21 protein-coding genes and 1 pseudogene are annotated in these 23227 nt (G+C 61.4%); 16 read left to right on the forward strand and 6 right to left on the reverse strand.

Annotated features, from left to right (window positions below; genetic code table 11):
- Positions 1–247: 247 nt before the first annotated feature.
- The 3 genes from rpsA (at position 248) to YWU_RS0111425 (ending at position 3022) form a co-directional block, all read left to right on the forward strand.
- The gene (gene rpsA, locus YWU_RS0111415) at positions 248–1726 is read left to right on the forward strand and encodes a 30S ribosomal protein S1 (RefSeq protein WP_027020579.1); all 1479 of its coding nucleotides are present in this window, start codon (positions 248–250) and stop codon (positions 1724–1726) included.
- A gap of 74 nt (positions 1727–1800) precedes the next feature.
- Positions 1801–2409, forward strand: coding sequence for a dephospho-CoA kinase (gene coaE / locus YWU_RS0111420; protein ID WP_027020580.1), 609 nt, complete (start codon positions 1801–1803; stop codon positions 2407–2409).
- Entirely contained in the window at positions 2393–3022 is a 630-nt protein-coding gene (locus tag YWU_RS0111425; protein ID WP_027020581.1) for a cyclase family protein, read from the forward strand. The genes coaE and YWU_RS0111425 overlap by 17 nt, the downstream gene beginning before the upstream one ends.
- 7 nt (positions 3023–3029) lie before the next feature.
- On the opposite strand, the gene YWU_RS0111430 is transcribed toward YWU_RS0111425, so the two are convergent.
- Genes YWU_RS0111430 through YWU_RS0111440 form a run of 3 tightly spaced genes read right to left on the reverse strand, consistent with a single transcriptional unit; the run spans position 3030 to position 5843 of the window.
- Positions 3030–3791 (reverse strand): ABC transporter ATP-binding protein, encoded by a 762-nt coding sequence (locus tag YWU_RS0111430; protein WP_027020582.1) that lies wholly within the window; start codon positions 3789–3791, stop codon positions 3030–3032.
- Complete coding sequence (locus YWU_RS0111435) at positions 3788–4828, reverse strand: FecCD family ABC transporter permease (RefSeq protein ID WP_027020583.1); 1041 nt, start codon at positions 4826–4828, stop codon at positions 3788–3790. Before YWU_RS0111435 ends, YWU_RS0111430 begins: the two co-directional genes overlap by 4 nt.
- Positions 4821–5843 carry an ABC transporter substrate-binding protein gene (locus YWU_RS0111440; RefSeq protein WP_027020584.1) on the reverse strand — a complete coding sequence of 341 codons (1023 nt, stop codon included), beginning with the start codon at positions 5841–5843 and terminating at the stop codon, positions 4821–4823. The genes YWU_RS0111435 and YWU_RS0111440 overlap by 8 nt, the downstream gene beginning before the upstream one ends.
- 228 nt (positions 5844–6071) lie before the next feature.
- Here YWU_RS0111440 and uvrB point away from each other — a divergent pair, with 228 nt between their 5' ends.
- The 7 genes and pseudogenes from uvrB to YWU_RS16555 all read left to right on the forward strand — a co-directional run bounded on the left by uvrB (position 6072) and on the right by YWU_RS16555 (position 11596).
- A complete protein-coding gene (gene uvrB, locus YWU_RS0111445) occupies positions 6072–8174 on the forward strand; it encodes an excinuclease ABC subunit UvrB (RefSeq protein WP_027020585.1) in 2103 nt (700 codons plus the stop codon).
- Between the two features lie 122 nt (positions 8175–8296).
- Entirely contained in the window at positions 8297–8731 is a 435-nt protein-coding gene (locus YWU_RS0111450; protein WP_027020586.1) for a universal stress protein, read from the forward strand.
- A gap of 89 nt (positions 8732–8820) precedes the next feature.
- Positions 8821–9987 carry an MFS transporter gene (locus YWU_RS0111455; RefSeq protein WP_027020587.1) on the forward strand — a complete coding sequence of 389 codons (1167 nt, stop codon included), beginning with the start codon at positions 8821–8823 and terminating at the stop codon, positions 9985–9987.
- On the forward strand, positions 9987–10142 hold the full coding sequence (locus YWU_RS18250; RefSeq protein WP_156892824.1) for a hypothetical protein: 156 nt from the start codon (positions 9987–9989) through the stop codon (positions 10140–10142). The genes YWU_RS0111455 and YWU_RS18250 overlap by 1 nt, the downstream gene beginning before the upstream one ends.
- Before the next feature lie 18 nt (positions 10143–10160).
- Entirely contained in the window at positions 10161–10607 is a 447-nt protein-coding gene (locus YWU_RS0111465) for an MFS transporter (protein ID WP_276201924.1), read from the forward strand.
- A 36-nt stretch (positions 10608–10643) separates the two neighbouring features.
- Positions 10644–11153, forward strand: a complete 510-nt coding sequence (locus YWU_RS0111470) for a hypothetical protein (protein WP_156892825.1) — start codon at positions 10644–10646, stop codon at positions 11151–11153.
- A 63-nt stretch (positions 11154–11216) separates the two neighbouring features.
- A pseudogene (locus YWU_RS16555) lies at positions 11217–11596 on the forward strand (PH domain-containing protein).
- Between the two features lie 6 nt (positions 11597–11602).
- On the opposite strand, the gene YWU_RS0111480 reads toward YWU_RS16555, so the two are convergent.
- Together YWU_RS0111480 and YWU_RS0111485 are read right to left on the reverse strand one after the other, a co-directional pair.
- Positions 11603–13891 (reverse strand): HelD family protein, encoded by a 2289-nt coding sequence (locus YWU_RS0111480; RefSeq protein ID WP_027020590.1) that lies wholly within the window; start codon positions 13889–13891, stop codon positions 11603–11605.
- A gap of 26 nt (positions 13892–13917) precedes the next feature.
- Entirely contained in the window at positions 13918–14574 is a 657-nt protein-coding gene (locus YWU_RS0111485; RefSeq protein WP_051260301.1) for an MBL fold metallo-hydrolase, read from the reverse strand.
- Positions 14575–14684: 110 nt separating this feature from the next.
- Between YWU_RS0111485 and uvrA the strand changes: the two genes are divergently transcribed.
- Positions 14685–17534 carry an excinuclease ABC subunit UvrA gene (gene uvrA, locus YWU_RS0111490; RefSeq protein WP_027020592.1) on the forward strand — a complete coding sequence of 950 codons (2850 nt, stop codon included), beginning with the start codon at positions 14685–14687 and terminating at the stop codon, positions 17532–17534.
- On the opposite strand, the gene YWU_RS16560 is transcribed toward uvrA, so the two are convergent.
- Entirely contained in the window at positions 17531–19525 is a 1995-nt protein-coding gene (locus YWU_RS16560; protein ID WP_034647777.1) for a hypothetical protein, read from the reverse strand. The two genes, uvrA and YWU_RS16560, sit on opposite strands and share 4 nt — an antisense overlap.
- Before the next feature lie 402 nt (positions 19526–19927).
- Between YWU_RS16560 and infC the strand changes: the two genes are divergently transcribed.
- The 5 genes from infC to pheS all read left to right on the forward strand — a co-directional run bounded on the left by infC (position 19928) and on the right by pheS (position 23188).
- Positions 19928–20461 carry a translation initiation factor IF-3 gene (infC, locus tag YWU_RS0111500; protein ID WP_034647782.1) on the forward strand — a complete coding sequence of 178 codons (534 nt, stop codon included), beginning with the start codon at positions 19928–19930 and terminating at the stop codon, positions 20459–20461.
- A gap of 35 nt (positions 20462–20496) precedes the next feature.
- Positions 20497–20691 carry a 50S ribosomal protein L35 gene (rpmI, locus tag YWU_RS0111505; RefSeq protein ID WP_027020595.1) on the forward strand — a complete coding sequence of 65 codons (195 nt, stop codon included), beginning with the start codon at positions 20497–20499 and terminating at the stop codon, positions 20689–20691.
- 111 nt (positions 20692–20802) lie between these two features.
- Entirely contained in the window at positions 20803–21186 is a 384-nt protein-coding gene (rplT, locus tag YWU_RS0111510) for a 50S ribosomal protein L20 (RefSeq protein WP_027020596.1), read from the forward strand.
- A 53-nt stretch (positions 21187–21239) separates the two neighbouring features.
- Positions 21240–22067 carry a TrmH family RNA methyltransferase gene (locus tag YWU_RS0111515; protein WP_027020597.1) on the forward strand — a complete coding sequence of 276 codons (828 nt, stop codon included), beginning with the start codon at positions 21240–21242 and terminating at the stop codon, positions 22065–22067.
- Positions 22068–22138: 71 nt separating this feature from the next.
- Positions 22139–23188, forward strand: coding sequence for a phenylalanine--tRNA ligase subunit alpha (gene pheS, locus YWU_RS0111520; RefSeq protein ID WP_027020598.1), 1050 nt, complete (start codon positions 22139–22141; stop codon positions 23186–23188).
- Positions 23189–23227 lie beyond the last annotated feature (39 nt).

Raw genomic sequence — 23227 nt, forward strand, 5'->3', positions numbered from 1 at the left:
GGACACCTTGTCCGGAGAAGCCAGACCGATGTTCGAAAACGACATTCGGCGCATATCCCTACCTGCGGGATTAGGTCTGAACGAGCTTGATTTCGGGGGCGACGGTGGGTAGTGTCTTTCCGGTATGCGCCATGCATGCCGGTGTAGCTCCAGATTGACCTGAACCTCACAAGGGTGAATGTCCGCTGGTAGATACGCCGACAACGTCCGCTTTTTCGATTTTCAATCCATTTCGGAGCCCTAACACATGCCCACCTCTAACACCCCTCAGGTTGCCATCAACGACATTGGCACCGCTGAGGACTTCCTCGCCGCAGTCGACGCAACGATCAAGTACTTCAACGATGGCGACATCGTTGAGGGAACCGTCGTTAAGGTCGACCGCGACGAGGTCCTGCTCGACATCGGCTACAAGACCGAGGGCGTCATCCCGTCCCGCGAGCTGTCCATCAAGCACGACGTCGACCCTGATGAGGTCGTCGAGGTCGGCGATGAGATCGACGCACTGGTCCTCACCAAGGAGGACAAGGAAGGTCGTCTGATCCTGTCCAAGAAGCGCGCTCAGTACGAGCGTGCCTGGGGCACCATCGAAGAGCTCAAGGAGAAGGACGAGCCGGTCACCGGTACCGTCATCGAGGTCGTCAAGGGCGGCCTCATCCTGGACATCGGTCTGCGTGGCTTCCTCCCGGCGTCCCTCGTCGAGATGCGTCGCGTCCGCGACCTCCAGCCGTACATCGGCCAGGAGATCGAGGCCAAGATCATCGAGCTGGACAAGAACCGCAACAACGTCGTTCTTTCCCGCCGTGCATGGCTCGAGCAGACCCAGTCTGAGGTCCGCTCTGAATTCCTCCACCAGCTGCAGAAGGGCCAGGTCCGCAAGGGCGTCGTGTCCTCCATCGTCAACTTCGGTGCGTTCGTCGATCTCGGCGGCGTTGACGGCCTGGTCCACGTTTCCGAGCTGTCTTGGAAGCACATCGACCACCCGTCCGAGGTTGTCCAGGTTGGCGACGAGGTCACCGTCGAGGTTCTCGAGGTCGACCTGAACCGCGAGCGTGTCTCCCTGTCGCTGAAGGCGACCCAGGAGGACCCGTGGCGCGTCTTCGCTCGTACCCACGCTATCGGCCAGATCGTCCCGGGCAAGGTCACCAAGCTGGTGCCGTTCGGTGCGTTCGTTCGCGTCGAAGAGGGCATCGAGGGCCTGGTCCACATCTCCGAGCTGGCCGAGCGCCACGTGGATGTCCCGGACCAGATCGTCAACGTTGGCGAAGAGGTCATGGTCAAGGTCATCGACATCGACCTCGAGCGTCGTCGTATCTCCCTGTCGCTCAAGCAGGCTGACGAGGACTACACTGAAGAGTTCGACCCGACCAAGTACGGCATGGGCGACTCTTACGACGAGCAGGGCAACTACATCTTCCCGGAGGGCTTCGACCCGGAGACCAACGAGTGGATGGAAGGCTTCGAGTCCCAGCGCGCCGAGTGGGAGGGTCGCTACGCCGAGGCAGAGCGTCACTTCCAGCTGCACTCCGCTCAGATCGAGCGTCACCGCAGCCAGGCCGCCGAGGCAGCAGCCGCACCGTCGAACTACTCCTCTGACTCTGAGGATGCTCCGGAACAGGCAGCGCCGTCCGCAGCAGCCCCGGCTTCCGAGGAAGCAGCATCGGCAGGCTCCCTGGCTTCCGACGAGCAGCTCGCCGCACTGCGCGAGAAGCTGGCCGGCAACTAGTAGCCACCGCTTAAACCCCGTCACTTCCTGATCTATCTCAGGGGGAGGCGGGGTTTTCCGCTACCCTCGGAACAATGATCAAGGTTGGACTGACAGGTGGCATGGGCAGCGGTAAGTCGACGGTCTCTCGGCGATTCGCAGGCTACGGGGCTCTGATCGTTGACGCAGACGCCATTGCCCGAGAGATCGTTGAACCGGGCCAGCCCGCGTTAGCTGAGCTCTCTGAGCGATTCGGTGACGACATCCTCAATGAAGACGGATCCCTAAACCGGGCCGGGCTTGCTGCGAAGGCCTTCACCACTGCTGAGGACACCGCCGCCCTCAACGCGATCACCCATCCACGAATCGCTGAGCGCACGGCAGAACGCTTCGCGCAGGCGGGAGCCGCAGACATCGTCATTCACGATATGCCTCTGCTGATCGAGAATGGGCTGACCGAGGACTGCGACATTGTCGTGGTCGTGCACGCCCCTGAGGACATTCGCGTCCAGCGCCTAGCCGAGGCCAGGGGAGTGGACGAGGACGATGCCCGTCGTCGGATCGCTGCTCAAATCGACGACGAGGCGAGGTTCGCCGCAGCCGATGTCATCCTCGATAACTCCGGCTCTGAAGAGGCTCTCCTCGCGCAGGTCGATGACCTGTGGAATGGCCGGCTACTGCCGATGCGTGACGCTGTCATCTGACATGCGCGACCTCACCCACACCATCGTCACCGGTTTGCCGGTCTACCCAGGCGACCCGGCTGTGTCTGTGACTGATGCCTGCACCATCGGTGACGATGGAGCTGCCGTGAGCCACGTGAGTTTCGGCTCGCATACGGGCACCCACGTCGATGCGCCTTCGCATACTGTCGCGGGTGGTCGAACTTTGGCTGAGGTGTCTCTAGAAGAGCTCGTAGGCGACGCCCTGATCCTGCGCATCGATGCTGCTCCGCGACAGAAAATTACCGCTGTAGACCTCGATATTGAGGGATCCGTGCCGCGAATCGTTGCACTTGCGACGGGGTGGGACCGATACTTCGGAACACCCGAGTACTTAGAGCATCCATTCCTCTCCAGAGACGCGGCCGAACTCTTGTGGGAGCGCGGCATGCGGGTCCTCGCAGTGGATACCTTCAGCCCCGATGCCACGCCGACATCTGATTTTGCAGTGCATGAGGTGGTGCTCGGCGGTGACGGATTGATCGTCGAGAACCTCACCGGGCTCACCGGTCTGGGCCCGAGCGCCAGAATGGCGTTCTATCCCCTGAAGCTCGGTGCCGTCGACGGCGCCCCCGTGCGTGCTATCGCTCATTAACAGGCTCTTAGATCAGAAAGCGAATGTGCGGGAGGCCGTCGTCGTGGGTGATGCGGGTGTGGACGAGGAAAACGTCGTGAAGCAATTCTTCCGTTAGCACCGCTGACGGGTTGCCCTCGGCAACCACCTGACCACCAAACATCACGATGATGCGGTCGCAGAACATCGCCGCCAGATTGAGGTCGTGCAGGACAGTGACGGCGGTGGCCTCGGAATTCCGCGTAAGGCGGAGGATCTCCAACTGGTGGGAGATATCCAGGTGGTTGGTCGGCTCATCGAGAAGAATCATTGGAGTCTCTTGCGCGAGGGCGCGGGCGATGTGCGTGCGCTGGCGTTCACCGCCGGAGAGCTTCGACCAGGCCCGGTTTAACAGGTGAGTGACGCCGGTAGATTCGGCGGCTCGGTCGATGACCTCTGTTCCCGTAGAGCCCGGCGCCATCCACGACTTCTGATGCGGGACGCGGCCCAGTGCGATGACGTCACGAACCTTCAACTCGAGTTCGGTATGCCCGAGCTGCTCGACATAAGCCATGCGCAACGCAATTTGTTTGCGGTTCATGGAAGCCGCATCTGCACCGTCGATGAACACCGTGCCGTTGTCAGGCTTTGTCAGCCCCGCAAGCAATCGCAGCAATGACGTTTTGCCTGAACCATTGGGCCCCACGATCCCGAGGGTTTCTCCAGTGGAGACTGAGAGAGATACATCGTTCACGATGTGGTTGCCTCCGGCGGACCAATGCAGGTTGTGTGCTTGCAGAAGTTCAGTCATCGACGTGCCCTTCCAGCTCGGATCAGCACTGCTACGAACACTGGCACACCCACAACTGCGGTGAAAACACCCACAGGGATCTCTTGGGGCTGGGCGATGGTGCGGGCGAGAGCGTCGACCCACACCAGCAGAATCGCACCGAGAACCATCGAGACCGGCAGCAGCCGCGAATGGCCGGGACCGACGATGAGTCGAGCAATATGCGGCACAACCAGACCGACAAATCCGATCGCGCCAGACGATGCGACGACAGTAGCGGTCACTACGGCGGTGACAAGCAACAGCAACCACCGCAGCTTCACGACGCTCACTCCCAACGACGCCGCCGCATCCTCGCCAAATGCCATTGCGTCCAGGTGAGCGGAAACCAGAAGACACACGATGAGGCCGGACGCTACGACCACGGCGGTGAGTGCCACTTCGTCCCAGGATGAGGAACTGAGGGAGCCGAGCATCCAGAACATGACCGAGCGGGTCTGGTTCGGGTCAGCGCCGACCATCACGATGAGGGAGGTCAGCGCCGAGAAGAGCTGCGTCGCCGCGACACCGGCAAGAATGATTCGGTCGGAGGTGCCACCGGCGAGCTTTGCCAACAACAAGACCAATGCGAAGGAGAACACCGCGCCGAAGAAGGCGCCGCCGGCAAGGCCGATGGTGGCAGTGCCGATGCCCAGAACGATCACCAGAACAGCGCCGGTAGAGGCGCCGGAGCTTATGCCTAGGATGTACGGATCCGCGAGGGGATTCCGCAGCAGCGACTGCAAGATCGCACCGCACATCGCGAGGGCTGCTCCGGCCAGAGCGGCCATTAATGCCCGTGGCAGGCGCAGGCTCCAGACCGTGGCTTCTTGAAGCGAGGTGATGTTCTCCGGGAGGGAACTGGTGATCCCCAGTCGGTGCAGGATCACCGCCCACACGTCGGTCGGGGACAGCGGCACGGGACCGAAGGTTACCGCAACCAAAATGGAGAAGATGAGAACGACGAACCCCACCACCATCAGCGCGACGGTGGTGGGGAGGCGAGTGAGCTTAGCCATCCGTCAGGTTAAACTCTTCGAGACCCTCAGACACCTTTTCGATGCCGTCGACCGTGCGGATTGACGGGTTCATGTCGGCGCCTGCAACCAGGACGAATCGCTCTTCCTGGACGGCGGTCATCTGGCTGGCGACCGGGTGGTTCTTTAAGTATTCGATTTTCGCCTCAGCTGACTCGGCGGTGACCGAGTCACGGGTGAGGTCGCCAATTACCAGGACGTCCGGGTCCTCAGCAGCGATGGCTTCCCAGCTCATCTGGGGCCATTCCTCGGTGCTGTCAGCGAAGACGTTGGTCAGCTCCAGGGAGTCCGCGATCAACTGCGGGGCGCCGACGCCGCCGGCCATGTAGGGAGCCTCAGAATCAGCGAACCAGAATGCGACGGTGGTGTCAGGAGCGGCAGAGGCTTCCGATGCGTCCGCGACGCGCTGCTCGAGCTCGTCGATGAGGGCGGTGCTGTCATCCTGGACGTCGAAAAGCGTTCCGAGGTCTGAGATGTCGTGGTAGATCGAGTCCCAGGTCAGCTGCTCATCACGGGCGCCGTCGGTGTTCGCGTACGAGGACTTCGTGCACTCGGTGTACGCCAGGTAGGCGGGCACTCCTAGATCTTCGTACTGCTCAGGGGAACCGGATCCGGTCTCGGAGAGAGTGTTGTAGAAGGACGCTGCGACGAAGTCCGGGTCTTCCGCTAGGACGGTCTCCAGGGAGGCGTTGTTCTCGGCGAGGCGGGGGATGTCGTCATTGGCATCGGCGAGATCCTCACGCACTGGATCGGTCCATGTGGCAGAGCCGACGACACGATCTTCCTGGCCCATTGCCAGCAGAATCTCGGTAATGCCCTGATTGAGAGAGACGGCACGCTCGATCGGTTCGTCGACGGTGACCTCACGGCCGCAGTTGTCGATGGAAATCGGGTAGCCCTCGGAAGAGGAGTTCTCGGTAGTGTCGTTGTCCGCGCCGCAGGAAGCGAGGAACAGGCCGGTGACGGCGAGCGTCGGCAGAAGAAGTGAACGTGACATGGTCGTCCTTCGTCAGTGGGCCCAGAACGCGGGGCCCGGTGGCTGATGGCACCGCGGTGACGCGGTGTATCGACGGGTGATCGGACTCATGCCAAGGCATTTACCGTTGCGCGCCAGTTCCAGGTTTGCACTGGATTCCCACCGCCGATGGGCTGAATTTACCATTGGCCGTTGTGGTGGATTCGATCGACCAGGGAAGATGTCGATCCTGGGGTTACCATGGCCGGTATGGCATTCGCTGCAGAACAACCGGTCCTCGCGCACTCGGAGTTTCGCCCGGTGGGGGACATCGAACGTGCTGGTGGGGAGTTCGAGGTCATCTCGGATTATGAGCCCGCCGGCGACCAGCCGCAGGCAATCAAAGAATTAGCCGAGCGACTGGACCGCGGAGAGCGTGAGGTCGTCCTCATGGGCGCTACCGGTACCGGTAAGTCGGCGACCGCGGCATGGCTAATTGAGAAGACCCAGAGGCCGACGCTGGTGATGGCGCACAACAAGACCCTGGCGGCCCAGTTGGCCAACGAGTTGCGGTCGCTATTGCCGAATAACTCCGTCGAGTACTTCGTCAGTTATTACGACTACTACCAACCTGAGGCCTACATCGCGCAGACGGACACGTACATCGAGAAGGACTCCTCGATCAATGAGGACGTGGAGAGACTGCGGCATGCGGCGACCTCCGGTCTCCTCTCGCGTAACGACGTCGTGGTGGTCAGCACCGTCTCCTGCATTTACGGACTGGGCACCCCGCAGTCTTACCTGGATCGGTCGGTGTTCCTCCGCGAAGGCGATGAGGTGGATCGTGACCAGTTCCTGCGGCTTCTTGTGGATGTCCAGTACACCCGCAATGACATCGCCTTCACTCGCGGCACCTTCCGCGTGAAAGGCGACGTGGTCGACATCATCCCGGCGTACGAGGAGCTGGCGGTTAGGGTCGAGTTCTTCGGCGATGAGATTGATTCGCTGTATTACTTGAATCCTCTGACGGGGGACGTCGTAAAGCAAATCTCTGAAGTTCGTATCTTTCCGGCGACGCACTACGTCGCAGGACCTGATCGGATGGAAAAGGCACTGAAGGCGATCAAGGCCGAACTGGCCGATCGGCTTGCCGACCTGGAGAACCGCGGCAAGTTGCTGGAAGCGCAGCGCCTGCGGATGCGCACTGAGTACGACATCGAGATGATCCAGCAAGTGGGATTCTGCTCGGGCATCGAGAATTATTCGCGGCATGTCGATGGGCGTGAGCCGGGTTCGGCGCCGGCTACGCTTATTGATTATTTCCCGGAGAACTTCCTCACCATCATCGATGAGTCTCACGTGACTGTGCCGCAGATCGGCGCGATGTTCGAGGGTGACGCCTCCCGCAAGCGCAACCTGGTGGACTTCGGTTTCCGGCTGCCCTCGGCGATGGATAACCGGCCTCTGACCTTCAATGAATTCAATGACCGGGTTGGGCAGACCGTCTTCATGTCCGCGACGCCAGGTCCGTACGAGTTGGAGAAGGCCGGGGGTGAAGTCGTCGAGCAGGTCATTCGTCCGACGGGACTGGTCGATCCGCAGATCATCGTCAAGCCTACCCAGGGCCAGATTGATGACTTGATCCACCAGATCCGTACTCGCGCAGAGAAAAATGAGCGTGTCCTGGTCACAACCCTGACTAAGAAGATGGCGGAGGATCTCACTGATTACCTCCTGGAGAACGGCATCCGCGTGCGGTACATGCACTCGGACATCGACACGCTCAAGCGCGTGGAATTGCTGCGGCAGCTGCGCCTCGGTGAGTACGACGTGCTGGTGGGCATCAACCTCCTACGTGAGGGCCTGGATCTTCCAGAGGTTTCTCTTGTGGCGATCCTCGACGCCGATAAAGAGGGCTTCCTGCGTTCTTCGACCTCGTTGATTCAGACCATTGGCCGTGCCGCCCGAAACGTCTCCGGCGAGGTCATCATGTACGCCGACCGAATCACCGACTCGATGCAGAACGCTATTGAAGAGACCGACCGCCGCCGTGAGAAGCAGGTCGCGTACAACACTGAGCACGGCATCGACCCGCAGCCGCTGCGCAAGAAGATCGCGGACATCCTTGATCAGGTCTACGACGACACTGACGGTGAGGCCAGCGGCGGTGTCGAGTCTGATGCAGCGGTGGCTGGTTCCGTCGACCGTGCCAACATGCCAAGCGCGCAATTGAAGAAGCTTATCGACGACCTGACCGAACAAATGGGCGCCGCCGCCCGGGAGCTGAAGTTCGAGCTGGCGGGACGGCTGCGCGATGAGATTCAGGACCTCAAGAAGGAATACCGCGCGATGGGTGACGCCGGAATCGACTAGGCCCGACCGGGGTGGACCGCGGGAACAGGCGAACAGTGGTTTTGATACCGTGTGGTCTTAACGTCCCGGAGGTTGAACACTGTACGCCGGGAGTCACACACCCCTCCTTGGAAAGGCATGCTATGAGCGCATACAAGACCATCGTTGTCGGAACCGACGGCTCGAAATCCTCGATTCTTGCGGTTGAGCGGGCGTCCGCCATCGCCGCTGCCGTTGACGCCACGCTGATCATCGGTTGCGCCTACTACAAGACTCCGGAGGATGCGTCTCGTACCCTTCGCGCCGATTCCGTCGTCGTGCTGTCGGAGGAGCGGGCGAAGGAGAACTTCGCCGAAGCTGAGAAGGCCGCGAAGGACGCCGGCGCCATGTACAAGACCGAGGCCCGCGCTGGATCTCCGGCCGAGGCACTGATGGGGCTGGTATCTGAGTATGACGCGGACCTTTTGGTGGTCGGCAACCGCGGCATTAACTCCCTGACCGGGCGCCTGATCGGTTCGGTCCCCTCGGATGTGGCCCGCCAGTCTGACTGCGACGTGATGATCGTGCGCACCGTCTGATTCGCACTCGCCCCCAGCGATAAAGGGACTCCCCGACACAGGGGAGTCCCTATTTTCAGGCCTGTAAACCTTGCCTCGAAAGGAGCTGAATGAACGACCATTTCCGCCCGTACGCTTCCCTGACTGCAGCGGCAGCTGTGGGCATCGCGATGTTCTTCACCGTGTACTCGCTCATCCCGCTGACCTGGTCTGACCAGCCAGGGGCGAGTAGTGCGTTCATCGGCACCATGATGACCTTTGTCATTGCGGTGCAAGTGTTCGCTCCGGCGCTGGTGCGTCGGTATTCGCTCCGGACGGTCATGGCCGCGTCGTTGGTGGCGATGGCGGTTGGTGTCCTCGTGACGGGATTGGCTGGGACGCTGCCGACGCTCATCGCCGCGGCAGTGCCGCTGGGACTGGGCTTCGGTGTGATGGTCGTGTCCGGAGCGCAGGGTGTGGCCCTCTTGGTCCCTTCCGGACAACTTGCCCGTGCGTTGGGCATCTACGGTTTGGTGTCGATGCTGGGCTCGGCTCTGGGCTCGCCGGCGGGTGTGCAGCTCACCTTGGCCTTTTCATCGACAGTGTTCGGGGTTGTCGCATTTATCCTCCTGCTGGTTGCATCGGGGCTGGCATTGACCATTCCGTCAGGCGTCGGCGTGATCGAGCCTGACGGACCCGGAGCCTCCTGGTCGTCCCGCGTACGAGTGATTGGCGATGCGCTCTCAACGGCTCCGTGGTTCATCGTCGCGTTCTTGCTTCTGTCGATCGTGATCCTGTCGCACGGACTGACCAGTCTCCCCGTGACTGCGTCGGCTCTCGGCAGCGCGGCGGCAGTGATCTTCGTTGTCCAGGTCGGAAATGCGATTGGCCGTGGTTTCGGTGGCGAACTTGAGACCCGCACCGGAGCAATGACCACGTCCGTTACTGGTGCGTTGCTCCTGGTGATCGGAGGTGTGACCAGTGTCCTGGTGGACAATTTCGCTGTGATTCTGGCGGCTGGCGTGATGATTGGTCTCGGAGTCGGCACGGTGCAATCGGTGACGCTGCACGCGGTGATGCTCCGGATGACACCTGGTCGCGCTTCGGTGCTGTGGAATCTCGGTCTCGACGGTGGACTGTGGGCCGGAGGCATCCTTTGGGGTCTGCTGCTGACGGCCGGCCAGGTGAAACTCGGGGCTCTGGTCTTCGCTGCCTTGGTCGCTGTCGCTGGTATTGCGGTAGTGGCCCAACTTCGATCAGAGAACCGCGCCCGTCCAGCTGTGGAGGAGCTGCGCTAATGGTGAGTCCTTTTGCTGCAGTCACGACGGCGGCCGCGAGCACCCTGGCGGTGTTCTATGCCGCTTATTCACTGGTCCCTCTTGTCTGGGCAGACGTGCCCGGAGCCAGCAGCCTGTTCATTGGCACGATGATGTTTTTCGTGTTGGCAGTCTAGGCGTTCGTTCCTCCACTGGTGCGACGATTTTCGCTGATGTGGGTAATGCTTACCGCCCTGTTCTCGATGGTGGTCGGCATTCTCTTGACCGGTTTCGCCGGAGGACTGCCGCTGCTGGTGGCAGGAGCTGTGGTGCTCGGCGCCGGGGCGGGAACCGCCATGGTCACTGGTGCGCAGGGCGTCGCTTTGGTGCTCGACCACCAGAAGTTGGCTAGAGGCCTCGGTGTGTATGGATTGGTCGCAATGGCGGCCTCTGCCGTCGGTGCTCCAGTCGGTGTCCAATTGTCGCTGACCTACTCGGCAGCGGTTTTTGCGCTGTGCGCCACGGTGATTCTTGTGGTGGCCGTGGTTGTGATTCTGACGCTTCCGTCGGGCATTGGCCTTGGTTCGTCAGGGACGCGTGAACGGTTGACGTGGTCATCAAGGATTCGGTTCCTCGTCGGAGCAGTGTCGACGGCGCCGTGATTGATCGTCGCGTTCCTCATCTTGTGCACGGTTGTCATGTCACACGCATTGACGTCGTTGCCGGTGCTCGCATCAGCTATCGGAAGTGCATCTGCAGTCGTATTTGCGGGACAGCTTGGAAATGCCGTCGGACGAGGCTTTGGAGGAGAACTCGGAACCCGCGCCGGGACCTCTGGGTCCGTGGCGATTGCTGCGGCACTGATCGTCGTAGGCGGGATTATCGGTGCGGTCTCCGGTTCGTTCTCTGGCGCAATTGCCTCTGGCGTGGTCATCGGTGTGGGCGTAGGCGTTGCTCAGTCGGTCACACTGCACGCGGTCATGCTGCGGATGACGCCAGGGCGAGCCTCCGTAATGTGGAACCTCGGATTGGACGGCGGTTTGTGGGCCGGCGGAATCATGTGGGGCCTCCTGCTTACTGCCGGTCAGGTATATGAGGGAGTGCTCGTTCTGGCCGCTGTGGTGGCGGCTGCGGGAATTGCGGTGATCGTCAGCCTGCGCGTGGAAGACCGAGCGCAGCGCGGTGTCAGGACGTTGTCGGCCGAATAAAACTGTTCAGAGAATGCCGGTATATGATCTGTGAGTTTTGTACTCAAAATTCAAGGAGAGATTATGCCTGCAGAAGTCAGTGCCATTACCGCGTGGCAGTTTCAGTCTGAAGTTCCGATTCCTCAGGACATCGGACCGCTGTTGGTGCCGGGAGAAGTTCCGGTCGCCGCTTATCAGACTTTCCGCGACTCTGCGGTATTCACCGACCGCCGACTGATTGCCGTGACGCTCAGGGGCTCACCGGCAAGAAGATGGAGTTGTATTCGCTTCCCTACACGTCCATCAATATGTGGTCCTCGGAGAACGCAGGACGCATTGACTTCAACGCAGAGCTGGAACTGTGGACACGAGCTGGGCATATCAAGATCAAACTCGGACGCAATGTCGACGTCCGCCGTCTTGACTCGATCATCGCCAACGCAGTTCTCGGCTCGCTTGTGTAGGTGACGTCACAATCCCGGGATGCACTTCGGCGCACCGTTCTCAGAGACGACGACCAGCCGCTGCGTAGCCCGGGTCATTGCCACGTACACGTCCTGAAGTCCCATGGGGGACTCGTCGACGATGCGGTCCGGCTCGACCAGAATGACGTTGTCGAACTCGAGGCCCTTTGAATCCCGTACGCCGAGCAGCTGTACACCCTCCGGTGCGTCGAGGTCTGCCACCATTGACTCTGGGGTGATGATGGCGGTGAGGCGGTTGTCGGAGGCGTCGGGAAGCACAAGCGCTTCAGCCACTGACCTAGTGACCACCGGTGCAACGCCGGTGGACCTAATGGAGGTCGGTTCGGTTGCCTCCGGATCGATCTGGTGGAGGACTTCAACAGCCAGCTCCATGATCTCCGTAGGGGTTCGGTAGTTGATGGTCATCTCGTGCATGCGCCAGCGGTTCCCAATGATCGGGTCGAGGGCGTCTGCCCAAGAATCCGCGCCGGCAGGGGATCCGGTCTGTGCGACGTCACCGACCAGCGTCATCCAGCCATTGGGGGAGCGGCGGTGAATCATCCGCCAGGCCATCTGCGACATCTCCTGGGCCTCGTCGACGATGACATGCCCGTACGCCCAGGTGCGGTCCGCAGCAGCGCGCTGTGCCGTAGTCCGAGAGTCCCGGTCACGCTGACGCTCGGCAAGCCCCTCGGCGTCAATGAGGTCGTAGGCAGAGAGGATCTCGGCGGCGAAACCGTCGTCAAGATCTTGGGAAGCGGAACCGGTGAGCACGTCCAACGCGTCCTGAGCCTCCTCGATCTGCTGGAGCCAGGCGTTGCGGTCTTCTTCGTCGGCATCGCCACGGGTTGTTCCGAGGAGCTCCATGAGCTCATCCAAAAGCGGGGGATCAGACGGACTAAACGATCCGCCATCCTCCCGGTAGAGAGCTTCGGCGGTGACCTCGTCGTAGTCGCGGGCGGCCGAATCGATGCGGTCCCGGTCGCTGAAGAGATCGGACAAGAGCTGCTCGGCGGTGATCTCCGGCCAGAGTTCCTCGATGACCTCGGCGATGATGTCATCCTCCGCCAGCTCGGTGCGAAGATCCTCCACATCCGCTGCGGAGAGCAAGTTCTCACCACCGAAGGGGTCAGCGCCGATGGTGTCGGCGAGGGCGCGCGACATGGCGTTGTACATGTGCTTCCGGAAGGTGGGGCGTGCGAGATTGTGCGGACGGCGCGTGCGACGGGCACTGGACCTGGCGGCGTGGACCATCTCAGGTGTGATGGTAACGGCGACTTGATCAAGTTCGACGTCGATTGGCTCGTCCGGCACCACCTGCAGATCCCGGACTGCACGAGTGAGGATGTCGACCATCGCGGCAGAGCCCTTTACCTCCTGGGTAACCAATGACTCCTCGCCGGATCCGGAGACGCCAGGGTAAAGGTTCGCGATCGTCGACAGCACGACTCCGGTCTCGCCAAGGCTCGGCAAGACCTGTGAGATGTACTCCAGGAATGCGGGATTGGGACCGAGAATGAGAACGCCGGTTTTCTCCAGACGCTCTCGGTGGGTGTACAGCAACCATGCGACGCGGTGCAGCGCGACAGCGGTTTTACCGGTGCCAGGACCTCCTTGGACAACCATCGCCTGACGGGTCTGATCGCGAATGATCACGTCCTGCTCACGCTGGATAGTCTCTACGATTCCGCTCATATGGCCGGTTCGCGCGGAGTCTAGGACTTCACGCAGGACCTTCTCACCGCCAACGCCGGTCTCATCACGTTCGTTGTCTCCCGAGGAGGCTCCGTCGGGGCCGTACCCATCATCGGCACCGCCTGCTGGCAGGCTCAGCCATTCGTCGTCGACCTCGCGGAGCTTCCGGCCGCGGGTACGCAGGTGCCGGCGGAGCGTCACGTCTTCGGGGTGCGCAGTGGTTGCTAAGTAGAAGGGTCGCGCCTGGGGAGCGCGCCAATCCATGAGGAGCCCGCGATAGTCGTCGTTTTCATCGGAAAGGCCCATTCGTCCGATGTATCTGCGGTCGAGTTCCGGATGCCCTGGCACGGGATTCTCTGGGTCATCATCTGCAATGTCGATCCGCCCGAACACCAGACCGCTGGCGGCAGTCCGGAGTCGCTCGATCCGCTCTTGCAGGCGGTGGTATTCGATCTCGCGGGAGAGTCTGGCCTCCGGCTCCGGATCATCCTCAAGCATGATCCCGCGCAGTGAGTCCTCGTCGCACTGCAGCTCACCGTCAAGGTGCGCGTAGATCGCATCGAGATTCCGCTGTTCAGCGGGCAGATCAGGGTGGGGCACAGGTCTCCTTTGAACTGGTGGTGGGTTTACCAGCCTCGCTCGCGCCACTCAGGCAGGTTGGGGCGCTCGGCGCCGACTGTAGTGTCCGCGCCGTGCCCCGGGTGCACGACGGCGGAGCCGTCGAAAGTATCAAAGATACGCTTCTCGACGTCTCCGAGCAGCACCCCGAAATCCTCTTCACTCCACGTCTTCCCCACACCCCCTGGGAACAGGCTGTCGCCAACGAATAGGTGCGCTGGGTCTGAGGAGTCTGTGTCCAGCACGACGGCGAGGCCGCCCTTGGTGTGCCCGCGCAGGATGATGCAGGGCAGCGACAGACCTTGGAACTCGATGGTGTCGCCCTGGTCGAGGGCACGGTCAGCCTTGGCGGGGATATCCGGCGCGTCAAGGGCGCTGGTGATGTGTGTGGCGCCGGTGCGTTCGAGCACCTCGCCAAGTGCCTGAACGTGGTCTGCGTGGGAGTGGGTTGTCACCACGTGGGTTAGCTCGGCACCAGCATTTTCCACCATGGCGAGGAGATGATCGGCGTTGTCGGAGGCGTCGATAAGCAATGCTTTTCCGTCCTTCACCAGGAGGTAGCAGTTATTCGACATGTCTCCGACAGAGGTCTTGTAGACCGTCACGTCGCCATTGCTAATGGACTGGATCTCATCTCGGGCGGGGTCTCCGTTGTAGTTGCTCATGGGTCAAGGGTACGGATGGCAGTGACCGGAGGTGGTCGTCCAATACCCCGAACTAGTCGAACAGATGTACAATCGCTGGCTGTACACACTTCGATCAGGAAGGTAGCGCCTTGGCTGAACGCCTCGTCGTCCGTGGCGCCCGTGAGCACAACCTCAAGGGCGTCGACATTGACCTGCCTCGTGAACGGTTCATCGTGTTCACGGGCCTATCCGGTTCCGGAAAGTCCTCACTGGCCTTCGACACGATCTTCGCGGAAGGGCAGCGGCGATACGTCGAATCGCTGTCGTCGTATGCCCGTATGTTCCTCGGCCAGATGCAGAAGCCCGAGGTCGAGCTGATTGAGGGCCTGTCGCCCGCGGTGTCGATCGACCAGAAGTCGACGAACCGTAACCCCCGGTCGACGGTCGGCACCATCACCGAGGTCTATGACTACTTGCGTCTGCTGTTTGCTCGCACGGGTACTCCGCACTGCCCGGAATGTGGCGAGGTCATCTCCTCACAGACGCCGCAGCAGATCGTGGACCAGGTCTTGGAACTGCCGGAGCGGACGAAGTTCCAGGTGCTCGCGCCGGTTGTTCGTACTCGCAAGGGTGAATTCGTGGATCTCTTCGAGGATCTGGCGGCGACTGGTTTTGCGCGTGTTGTCGTTGATGGAGAGGTCTACCGTCTGACCGAGCCCCCGAAGCTGGAAAAGCAGGTCAAGCACAACATTGATGTGGTGGTTGACCGTCTGCAGGTGAAAGCCTCGCAGAAGCAGCGCCTCACTGACTCCGTTGAAACGGCTCTGAAGCTAGCCAACGGAATCGTGGTGTTGGATTGCATAGACCTGGAGGACTCGGATCCGAACCGCTACATGCGATTCTCGGAGAAGATGGCGTGCCCGAATGGGCATCGCATCAGCGTCGATGAGCTGGAGCCGCGCTCCTTCTCCTTTAACTCTCCGTATGGCGCCTGCCCGGACTGTGACGGCTTGGGTAATCGCCTGGAAGTCGACCCGGACCTGGTGGTTCCGGATCCGTCGGCGCCAGCAGTCTCAGCGATGGCCCCGTGGGCGACGACCCACAACGCGAAGTACTTCGAGCGCCTCATCGAGAGTCTGGCGGGGGAGATGGGCTTTGACGCCGATGCTCCCTTCGAGAGCCTCAAGGCAAACCAAAAGAAAGCCCTGCTGCAGGGCTCCAAGACGAAGGTGCACGTCAAGTACAAGAACCGCTTTGGTCGGCAGCGTACATACAACGCCGCTTTCGAGGGTGTTATGCCGTACCTGCACCGCAAACTGGAGTGGGCGGAGAGTGACTCTCAGAAGGAGCGCGTCCGTGGGTACATGCGTGAGGTTCCGTGCCCCAGCTGTAATGGCACCCGGCTGAAGCCAGAGATCCTCTCGGTGACGCTAGCTTCGACAGGCCACGGAGAACTGTCCATCGCGGGGCTCTCGGCATTGTCGGTGGCAGAAGCCTCGACCTTCCTCGACGATCTCAGCCTCGGCAAGCGTGAAGAGATGATCGCCGGGCGAGTTCTGCGTGAGGTTCAAGCGCGACTTCGATTCCTACTGGATGTCGGCCTGGATTACCTGTCGCTTTCCCGCTCGGCTGGAACTCTCTCAGGCGGTGAGGCGCAGCGAATCCGCCTGGCGACGCAGATCGGTTCAGGTCTGGCCGGCGTCCTCTATGTTCTGGATGAGCCGTCGATCGGGCTGCACCAGCGCGACAACCATCGCCTGATTGGCACGCTGAAGAAGCTGCGCGACCTTGGCAACACCCTCATCGTTGTCGAGCACGACGAGGACACCATCCGCGAGGCGGACTGGCTTGTCGATATTGGTCCCCGCGCCGGCGAGTATGGCGGCGAGATCGTTTACCAGGGTGAGCCGCAGGGCGTCCTGGAAGCAGAGGGATCGATCACTGGTGCGTACTTGTCGGGTCGTCGGTCCCTGGCGGTGCCGGAGAAGCGTCGCTCGGTCGACTTTGAACGCATGGTTACCGTCGTAGGTGCTCGGGAGAACAACCTCAAGGACGTGACAGTCGATTTCCCGCTTGGTGTCCTGACTGCGGTGACGGGTGTGTCCGGTTCTGGTAAGTCGACACTGGTCAATGAGATCTTGGCGAAGGTCATGTCCAATGAGCTCAATGGCTCGCGCCAGGTGCCAGGGCGACACCGCAGGGTTGAAGGACTCGATCAGCTCGACAAGCTCGTCCAGGTGGATCAGTCACCGATCGGCCGCACCCCGCGCTCGAACCCGGCGACGTACACCGGAGTGTTCGACAAGGTCCGAAACCTCTTCGCTGAAACGCAGGAGGCAAAGGTCCGCGGCTACAAGGCCGGCCGGTTTAGCTTCAACATCAAGGGCGGTCGGTGTGAGGCCTGCAAGGGTGACGGCACGATCAAGATCGAGATGAACTTCCTGCCGGATGTGTACGTCCCGTGCGAGGTCTGCCACGGAGCTCGCTACAACCGCGAGACCCTCGAGGTGACCTACAAGGGCAAGAACATCTCCGAGGTGCTCCACATGCCAATCTCGGAGGCAGCAGAGTTTTTCGAGCCGATCACTTCGATCGCGAGGTACCTCAACACCCTCGTCGATGTCGGGCTTGGTTATGTCCGACTCGGCCAGTCAGCGACGACTCTGTCCGGTGGTGAGGCGCAGCGCGTGAAGCTCGCATCAGAACTGCAGAAGCGCTCCAATGGTCGGACCTTCTACATCCTCGACGAGCCGACCACAGGTCTGCATTTCGAGGACGTGCGCAAGCTCATGCTGGTCCTGCAGGGACTGGTCGACAAGGGCAATTCGATCATCGTCATCGAGCACAACCTCGATGTGATTAAGGCTGCCGACTGGGTCATCGACATGGGCCCGGAGGGCGGTGCTGCCGGTGGCACCGTCGTCACTCAGGGAACTCCCGAGGACGTTGCGGCATCCTCCGCCAGCCACACCGGCTCCTTCCTGAAGGAAATGCTCTAGCCCTTCGTAGAGGGGCCCTCGGCCCCCGTGGGTGCAGACCAATCATGGTGGTCTGACACCGGCGGGGGCTTCGGTGTCTCCTGCGGTCCTCGATCTCGCCTAGACCGCAGGATTGCCATTGTCAGTAGCAGCAGACCGCAGGCGATGAAAACGATCACTCGGAGAACTCCTCCCACCGCACTGAGATCGAAAAACACCAGCTTCACGACGGCAACTGCCGCAATCAGCACCGCACCACCAGTGTTCGCCGAATCATCCTCGTCAGAGGGTCGGAGTAACAGGATGGCCGCCGCGAGCATCCAACCGATGCTCACCAAGATGTGTCCGAGAGCGAAGGGTCCGCCCAAAGTCAGGACCAAGAGGACAATCGGAGCAGAGATAGTCAACAGCCCGATCAGGCCGATGACCTTCCGGAACTGGTCGTCCAGCGGAGGGCCCGTCTGGGTGGCCAAGACGATCAGCGCGCCATTGCCGAGGATCAGGAACAGCGCAGCTGGAAGGTCCTCCGCCATATTCATCGTGTAGGTCGTCCAGAGCTCGACGCGGGTGATGTTGTCACTAAGGATGTAGGGAATAGCTTCCGCAATCGCTAGGTGACCTGCGATGAACCACGCGGGGAGTATTGGGACGAGGAACTCATGGCGCCACATGACCATGAGCACTGCCACGATCGCGAATCCCGCGGTGACCGGTGCCTTCCACAGCGAATTGGGATCGTTGACTGCGAGGATGAGAAGGGGAATAGCTGCAGAGATCATGCCGGCCTGGGCGACACGTCTCGCGAATGTCACTGTGATGGAGCCGGTGTGTGAGCGGTAATGCAGATACAAGCCCATCGAGCCTGCCCAAAGGCTGAACGCGGCTCCGACTAGACCCGACCACGGGTACAAGTTCCAGATGGCGATGACTGGGCCGGTGAATCCCGCCAGGATGATGGCGATGGCAGTCTGCCCGGCACCTGCGTTGTGCTGATAGGTCAGCGCGAGGACACCGGCTGAACCGATGATGAGCGCTGCAACGATCAGGCCACCGTCAGTGTTTCCTGGATTGGCCATCAGCATGATGAGGGCCATGAACAAGGTGGCCGCGGTCGCGGTGATGGAGACTCGGAGGTCGGGGCGGGGGAACCACGAAATGGACGTCGCAAAGCCGATCAAGACTGCGGCAGCGAGTGTCCACGTAATGGTCTCGTCCAACTCATAGGAGACAAGAACTCCGATGATGGTCGAAGCGCCAACCAATAGCGTCAGGGTCCGGAGCTGCCACATACTTCCGGCAGCCAGTCCACCAGCGCCGACGGCGATGATGAGGAGTGTGCCGACCCAGACCGGCCACCATTCCAGTGACCCAGACACATAGGACGTGGTGATGTGCGCAGTGACAACGCCGGTGATCATCAAAGCCGATGCGCCGGCTCCATTGTTCAGTTTGCGGTGGACTAGAACGGCGCTGCCGACCAGAATTGCGCCGAGCAGGTACGCCAGAGTCACCTGCGCGACGATCCCTAAGAGACCACGCTGAATCGCCAGGGCCACGAGAAAGATGACGCCGGCGATGGTGATCAAGGCTCCGACTGAGGCGAACACTCGAGTCGTCTTATTCGTGTCTTTCCACCAAGGCTCATGTGGAGGCAGGGGGCTGGGCGGTGGCTGAACTCCTTGCGGGACGAACCTTTGCTGAGGGGGCGCTGGTTGCTGCGGCGGGAAAGGCCGAGGAGGGTAGGGCTGCTGCGGACCTGGTGGCTGTCCGTACTGCATCTGCGGCGGAGTCGGTTGTCCGTAACGCACCATGGGGTGAACTGGTGGCTGTGCTGAAGGCTGCGCTGTGGCAGTGGGCTCTGCGTGGTGAGGAATTGGCTCGGAGTCAGGGGAGTCCGTGGCGGAGAGATCCCGACGGAGGTCGCCGGCGACCTTGGACAACCTGGCAGAGGCACGCTCGAAATCTGCCAGTGCCTCAATAAACAACTGGTGACGATCCGGTTCTGCGCTCATGATTCGACTTTAAGTCTGTTTGCCCCGAATAGCTCCCCACGTCCGGGCTGTTTGTGGAAAACTCCGAGACTGGGGACAACAGTCGCGCTGGCCGATTGGGCACTGGGGGAGACCTGTGTTAGTGTTTTCTCACGACCGCCGGTCGAGTTTATTTTTGTGCGCATTTCGCGGGCAGGAATCCTTGACACGGCAGCGAAGAGGATGGAAGTCCCACCTAGGGAGCGCCGAAGAATCATGGTTGCGACCGGGTACCACAATAGTGGTGGCAGTCGCCCAGTCCGCGGAATTAGTTCTGTGGGCGATGCGCAGCCGACGTAAGTCGGATCCTGCGCCGTGGCACGCACCTTGGTGGGTCTTCCTTTTCTCCGCTCCGGCGGTTCGGACGAAGTTTATTTTTTCGACATAGGAGGCCACATCAGCGCTGAAGCTCGCATTAACGAGCGTATCCGAGTTCCCGAGGTCCGTTTGGTCGGCCCCGGCGGTGAGCAGGTGGGAATCGTCCGTACGGACGAAGCCCGCAAGATCGCATTCGAGGCCGATCTCGACCTGGTTGAGGTCGCACCCAACGCCAAGCCGCCGGTGTGCAAGATCATGGACTACGGAAAGTTCAAGTACGAGCAGGCCCAAAAGGCCCGTGAGTCACGCAAGAACCAGCAGCAGACCGTGGTGAAGGAACAGAAGTTCCGTCCCAAGATCGATGATCACGACTACGAGACGAAGAAGAACAACGTCGTCCGTTTCCTGGACAAGGGAGCCAAGGTCAAGGTCACCATCATGTTCCGTGGACGTGAGCAGTCTCGTCCGGAGCTCGGTTTCCGCCTCCTCGAGCGTCTCTCTCAGGATGTCGCCGAGCACGGCACGGTGGAAACCCGCGCCAAGCAGGACGGTCGCAACATGACGATGGTCCTGGCCCCTGTTCGCAAGGGCAAGAAGTAAGAACGCCCGAACATAACAAGAAGGACGTGGAGATAATGAAGCAGAAGACCCACAAGGGTGCCGCAAAGCGTTTCAAGCAGACCGGCTCCGGCAAGCTCCGTCGCGAGCAGGCCAACCGTAGGCACCTCCTGGAGGGCAAGCCTTCCACCCGCACCCGTCGCCTGAAGGGTGACACCGAGGTTGCGGCAGCGGACACCAAGCGCGTCAAGCGCATGCTGGGCAAGGCCTAGTCAGAACAGGTTTGCCGTAAGGCAACAGTGAAATTCCGCGGAACAGAATCACCGGAGAAACGGTGGCTGTGACTCCGCGTCCAGGAAATCAAGAAGTAAGGAAGTATCACCGTGGCACGTGTGAAGCGCTCCGTTAACGCCAAGAAGAAGCGTCGCGAAGTACTCAACTCCGCAAAGGGCTACCGTGGACAGCGTTCGCGCCTGTACCGCAAGGCCAAGGAGCAGATGCTCCACTCGAAGACCTACGAGTTCCGCGATCGTCGCGCCCGTAAGTCCCAGTTCCGTCGTCTGTGGATCACCCGTATCAACGCGGCTGCTCGTCAGAACGACATGACCTACAACCGCTTCATCCAGGGCCTGGCTCTGGCTGGCATCGAGGTCGACCGCAAGAACCTGGCCGAGCTGGCCGTCAACGACCAGCAGGCATTCGCTGCTCTGGTCGCCGCTGCCAAGGCTGCTCTGCCGGAGGATGTCAACGCACCGGCTGCTGCCTAATCACGGCAACCCTGGTTTTTATCCGGGGAGGTCAGAGGCGCTACTGTAGCGCCATGGCCAATTCTTCCGAACGATCCGTGGAGTCATTCACCGAAAGGACTCCCCGGATCGTTTCTGCATCTAAACTCCACCGTTCCGCTGCCCGCCGTAAGCAGGGCAGATTCCTTGTTGAGGGATTTAATTCGGTGGATGCCGCCGTGCGTGCAGGCGCGGTGGAGGAGATCTTCGTGACCGAGGACGCCGCCGACCGGTTCCCAGATCTGCTGGATCAGGCAGACATCGAGGGATTCCCGATCTCGTTCGTGACCGACAAGGCCGCGTCATCTCTGGCGGAAACAGTCACCACCACCGGCCTTTTCGCGGTCTGCCCGCTGGATTCTGTCGACGCAGGCCTCGGCGAGATTCTCGATCGGGTGGATCGGACTCCGGTCTCGGTCATCGTCGTCGGCGTAGAGACCTCTGATCCCGGAAACGCGGGAACGATCATCCGGATGGCGGACGCGCTCGGTGCAGCTGGTGTGGTCTTTGCGGGCGATACGGTCGACCCGGCGGCGGGCAAGACGGTGCGGTCCTCTGCGGGTTCGATCTTCCACTTGCCAGTGGTCCGAGAGCGTGACGCTGACGTGGTGCTGGATGCCCTTCGGGAGCGGGGGATCCCGACCCTTGCCACGGCGATGGGCGGCGAGTTGGCGCTTGGGACCGATCCGCTTCCCGACGGCCCCGTCGCGTGGCTCCTCGGCAACGAAGCACACGGACTTCCGGAGGACATCTTGGCAGGTGCTGACCACAGGGTGTCCATCCCTATTTTCGGTCGGGCGGAGTCGCTGAACCTCGCTACTGCGTCAGCGATGTGCCTGTGGGAGTCCGCCCGAGGGCGCTGACCGCAAGGCGACGTCGTACCCACTATGCTGAGTAGGTCTTATAACGAACACAGACCACAGATGGGACAGCAGTGAGCGACAACCCCACCAATCCCGACCTCTCCGAGGGCTCGTTGACGGCAGCGGCGGAACTGGCGCTGGGCGCGTTCGCCGCAGCCTCCGACCTCGATGAGCTCGCGGAGGCTAGGCGTGCGCACCTCGGTGACGACGCCCCGATCTCGCAGGCCCGCAGGGCCCTGGGTTCCATCCCGAAGGCTGAGCGCAAAGACGTTGGCCGGCTGGTGAACATGGCCCGCGGCAAGGTGGAGAAGGCACACAACGAACGCCTTGCAGTGCTCGAGGCCGAGGCACAGGTGCGTCAGCTGGCCGAGGAGCGCATCGACGTCACGATCGACACCACTCGTGGACAGCGCGGTGGCCGCCACCCGATCACCACTTTGTCCGAGCGCGTCGGCGACATCTTCGTCGGCATGGGCTGGGAGGTTGCTGAAGGCCCGGAGGTTGAGGCGGAGTACTTCAACTTCGACGCTCTGAACTTCCTCCCGGATCACCCGGCTCGCACCCTGCAGGACACGTTCCACATCGCGCCAGAGGGATCCCGTCGGGTGCTGCGTACCCACACCTCGCCGGTACAGGTGCGCACCATGCTCGATCGTGAGCTGCCGATTTACGTGATCTGCCCGGGCCGTACGTTTCGTACCGACGAGCTCGACGCGACCCACACCCCGGTGTTCCACCAGGTTGAAGGCCTTGCCATTGACAAGGGCCTGACCATGGCTCACCTGCGCGGCACCCTGGACCACATGGCCAGGGCTCTGTTTGGTCCGGAGACCCGCACTCGTATGCGTGTGAACTACTTCCCGTTCACCGAGCCGTCCGCTGAGGTCGACGTCTGGTTCCCGAACAAAAAGGGCGGCGCCGGCTGGATCGAGTGGGGCGGCTGCGGCATGGTGAACCCGAACGTGCTGCGCTCTGCTGGCATTGACCCGGAGGAGTACTCCGGATTCGCGTTTGGCATGGGCCTGGAGCGCACCCTGCAGTTCCGTAACGGACTGTCCGACATGCGTGACATGGTCGAGGGTGACGTCCGATTCACCCAGCCCTTCGGCATCGACGGCTAGCGGCCGTACGACTCACATACCTACTTCAGGAGAAAGCGC

Source organism: Corynebacterium sputi DSM 45148, from assembly GCF_000427865.1.
In the GTDB taxonomy this organism is placed as follows: Bacteria; Actinomycetota; Actinomycetes; order Mycobacteriales; family Mycobacteriaceae; genus Corynebacterium; species Corynebacterium sputi.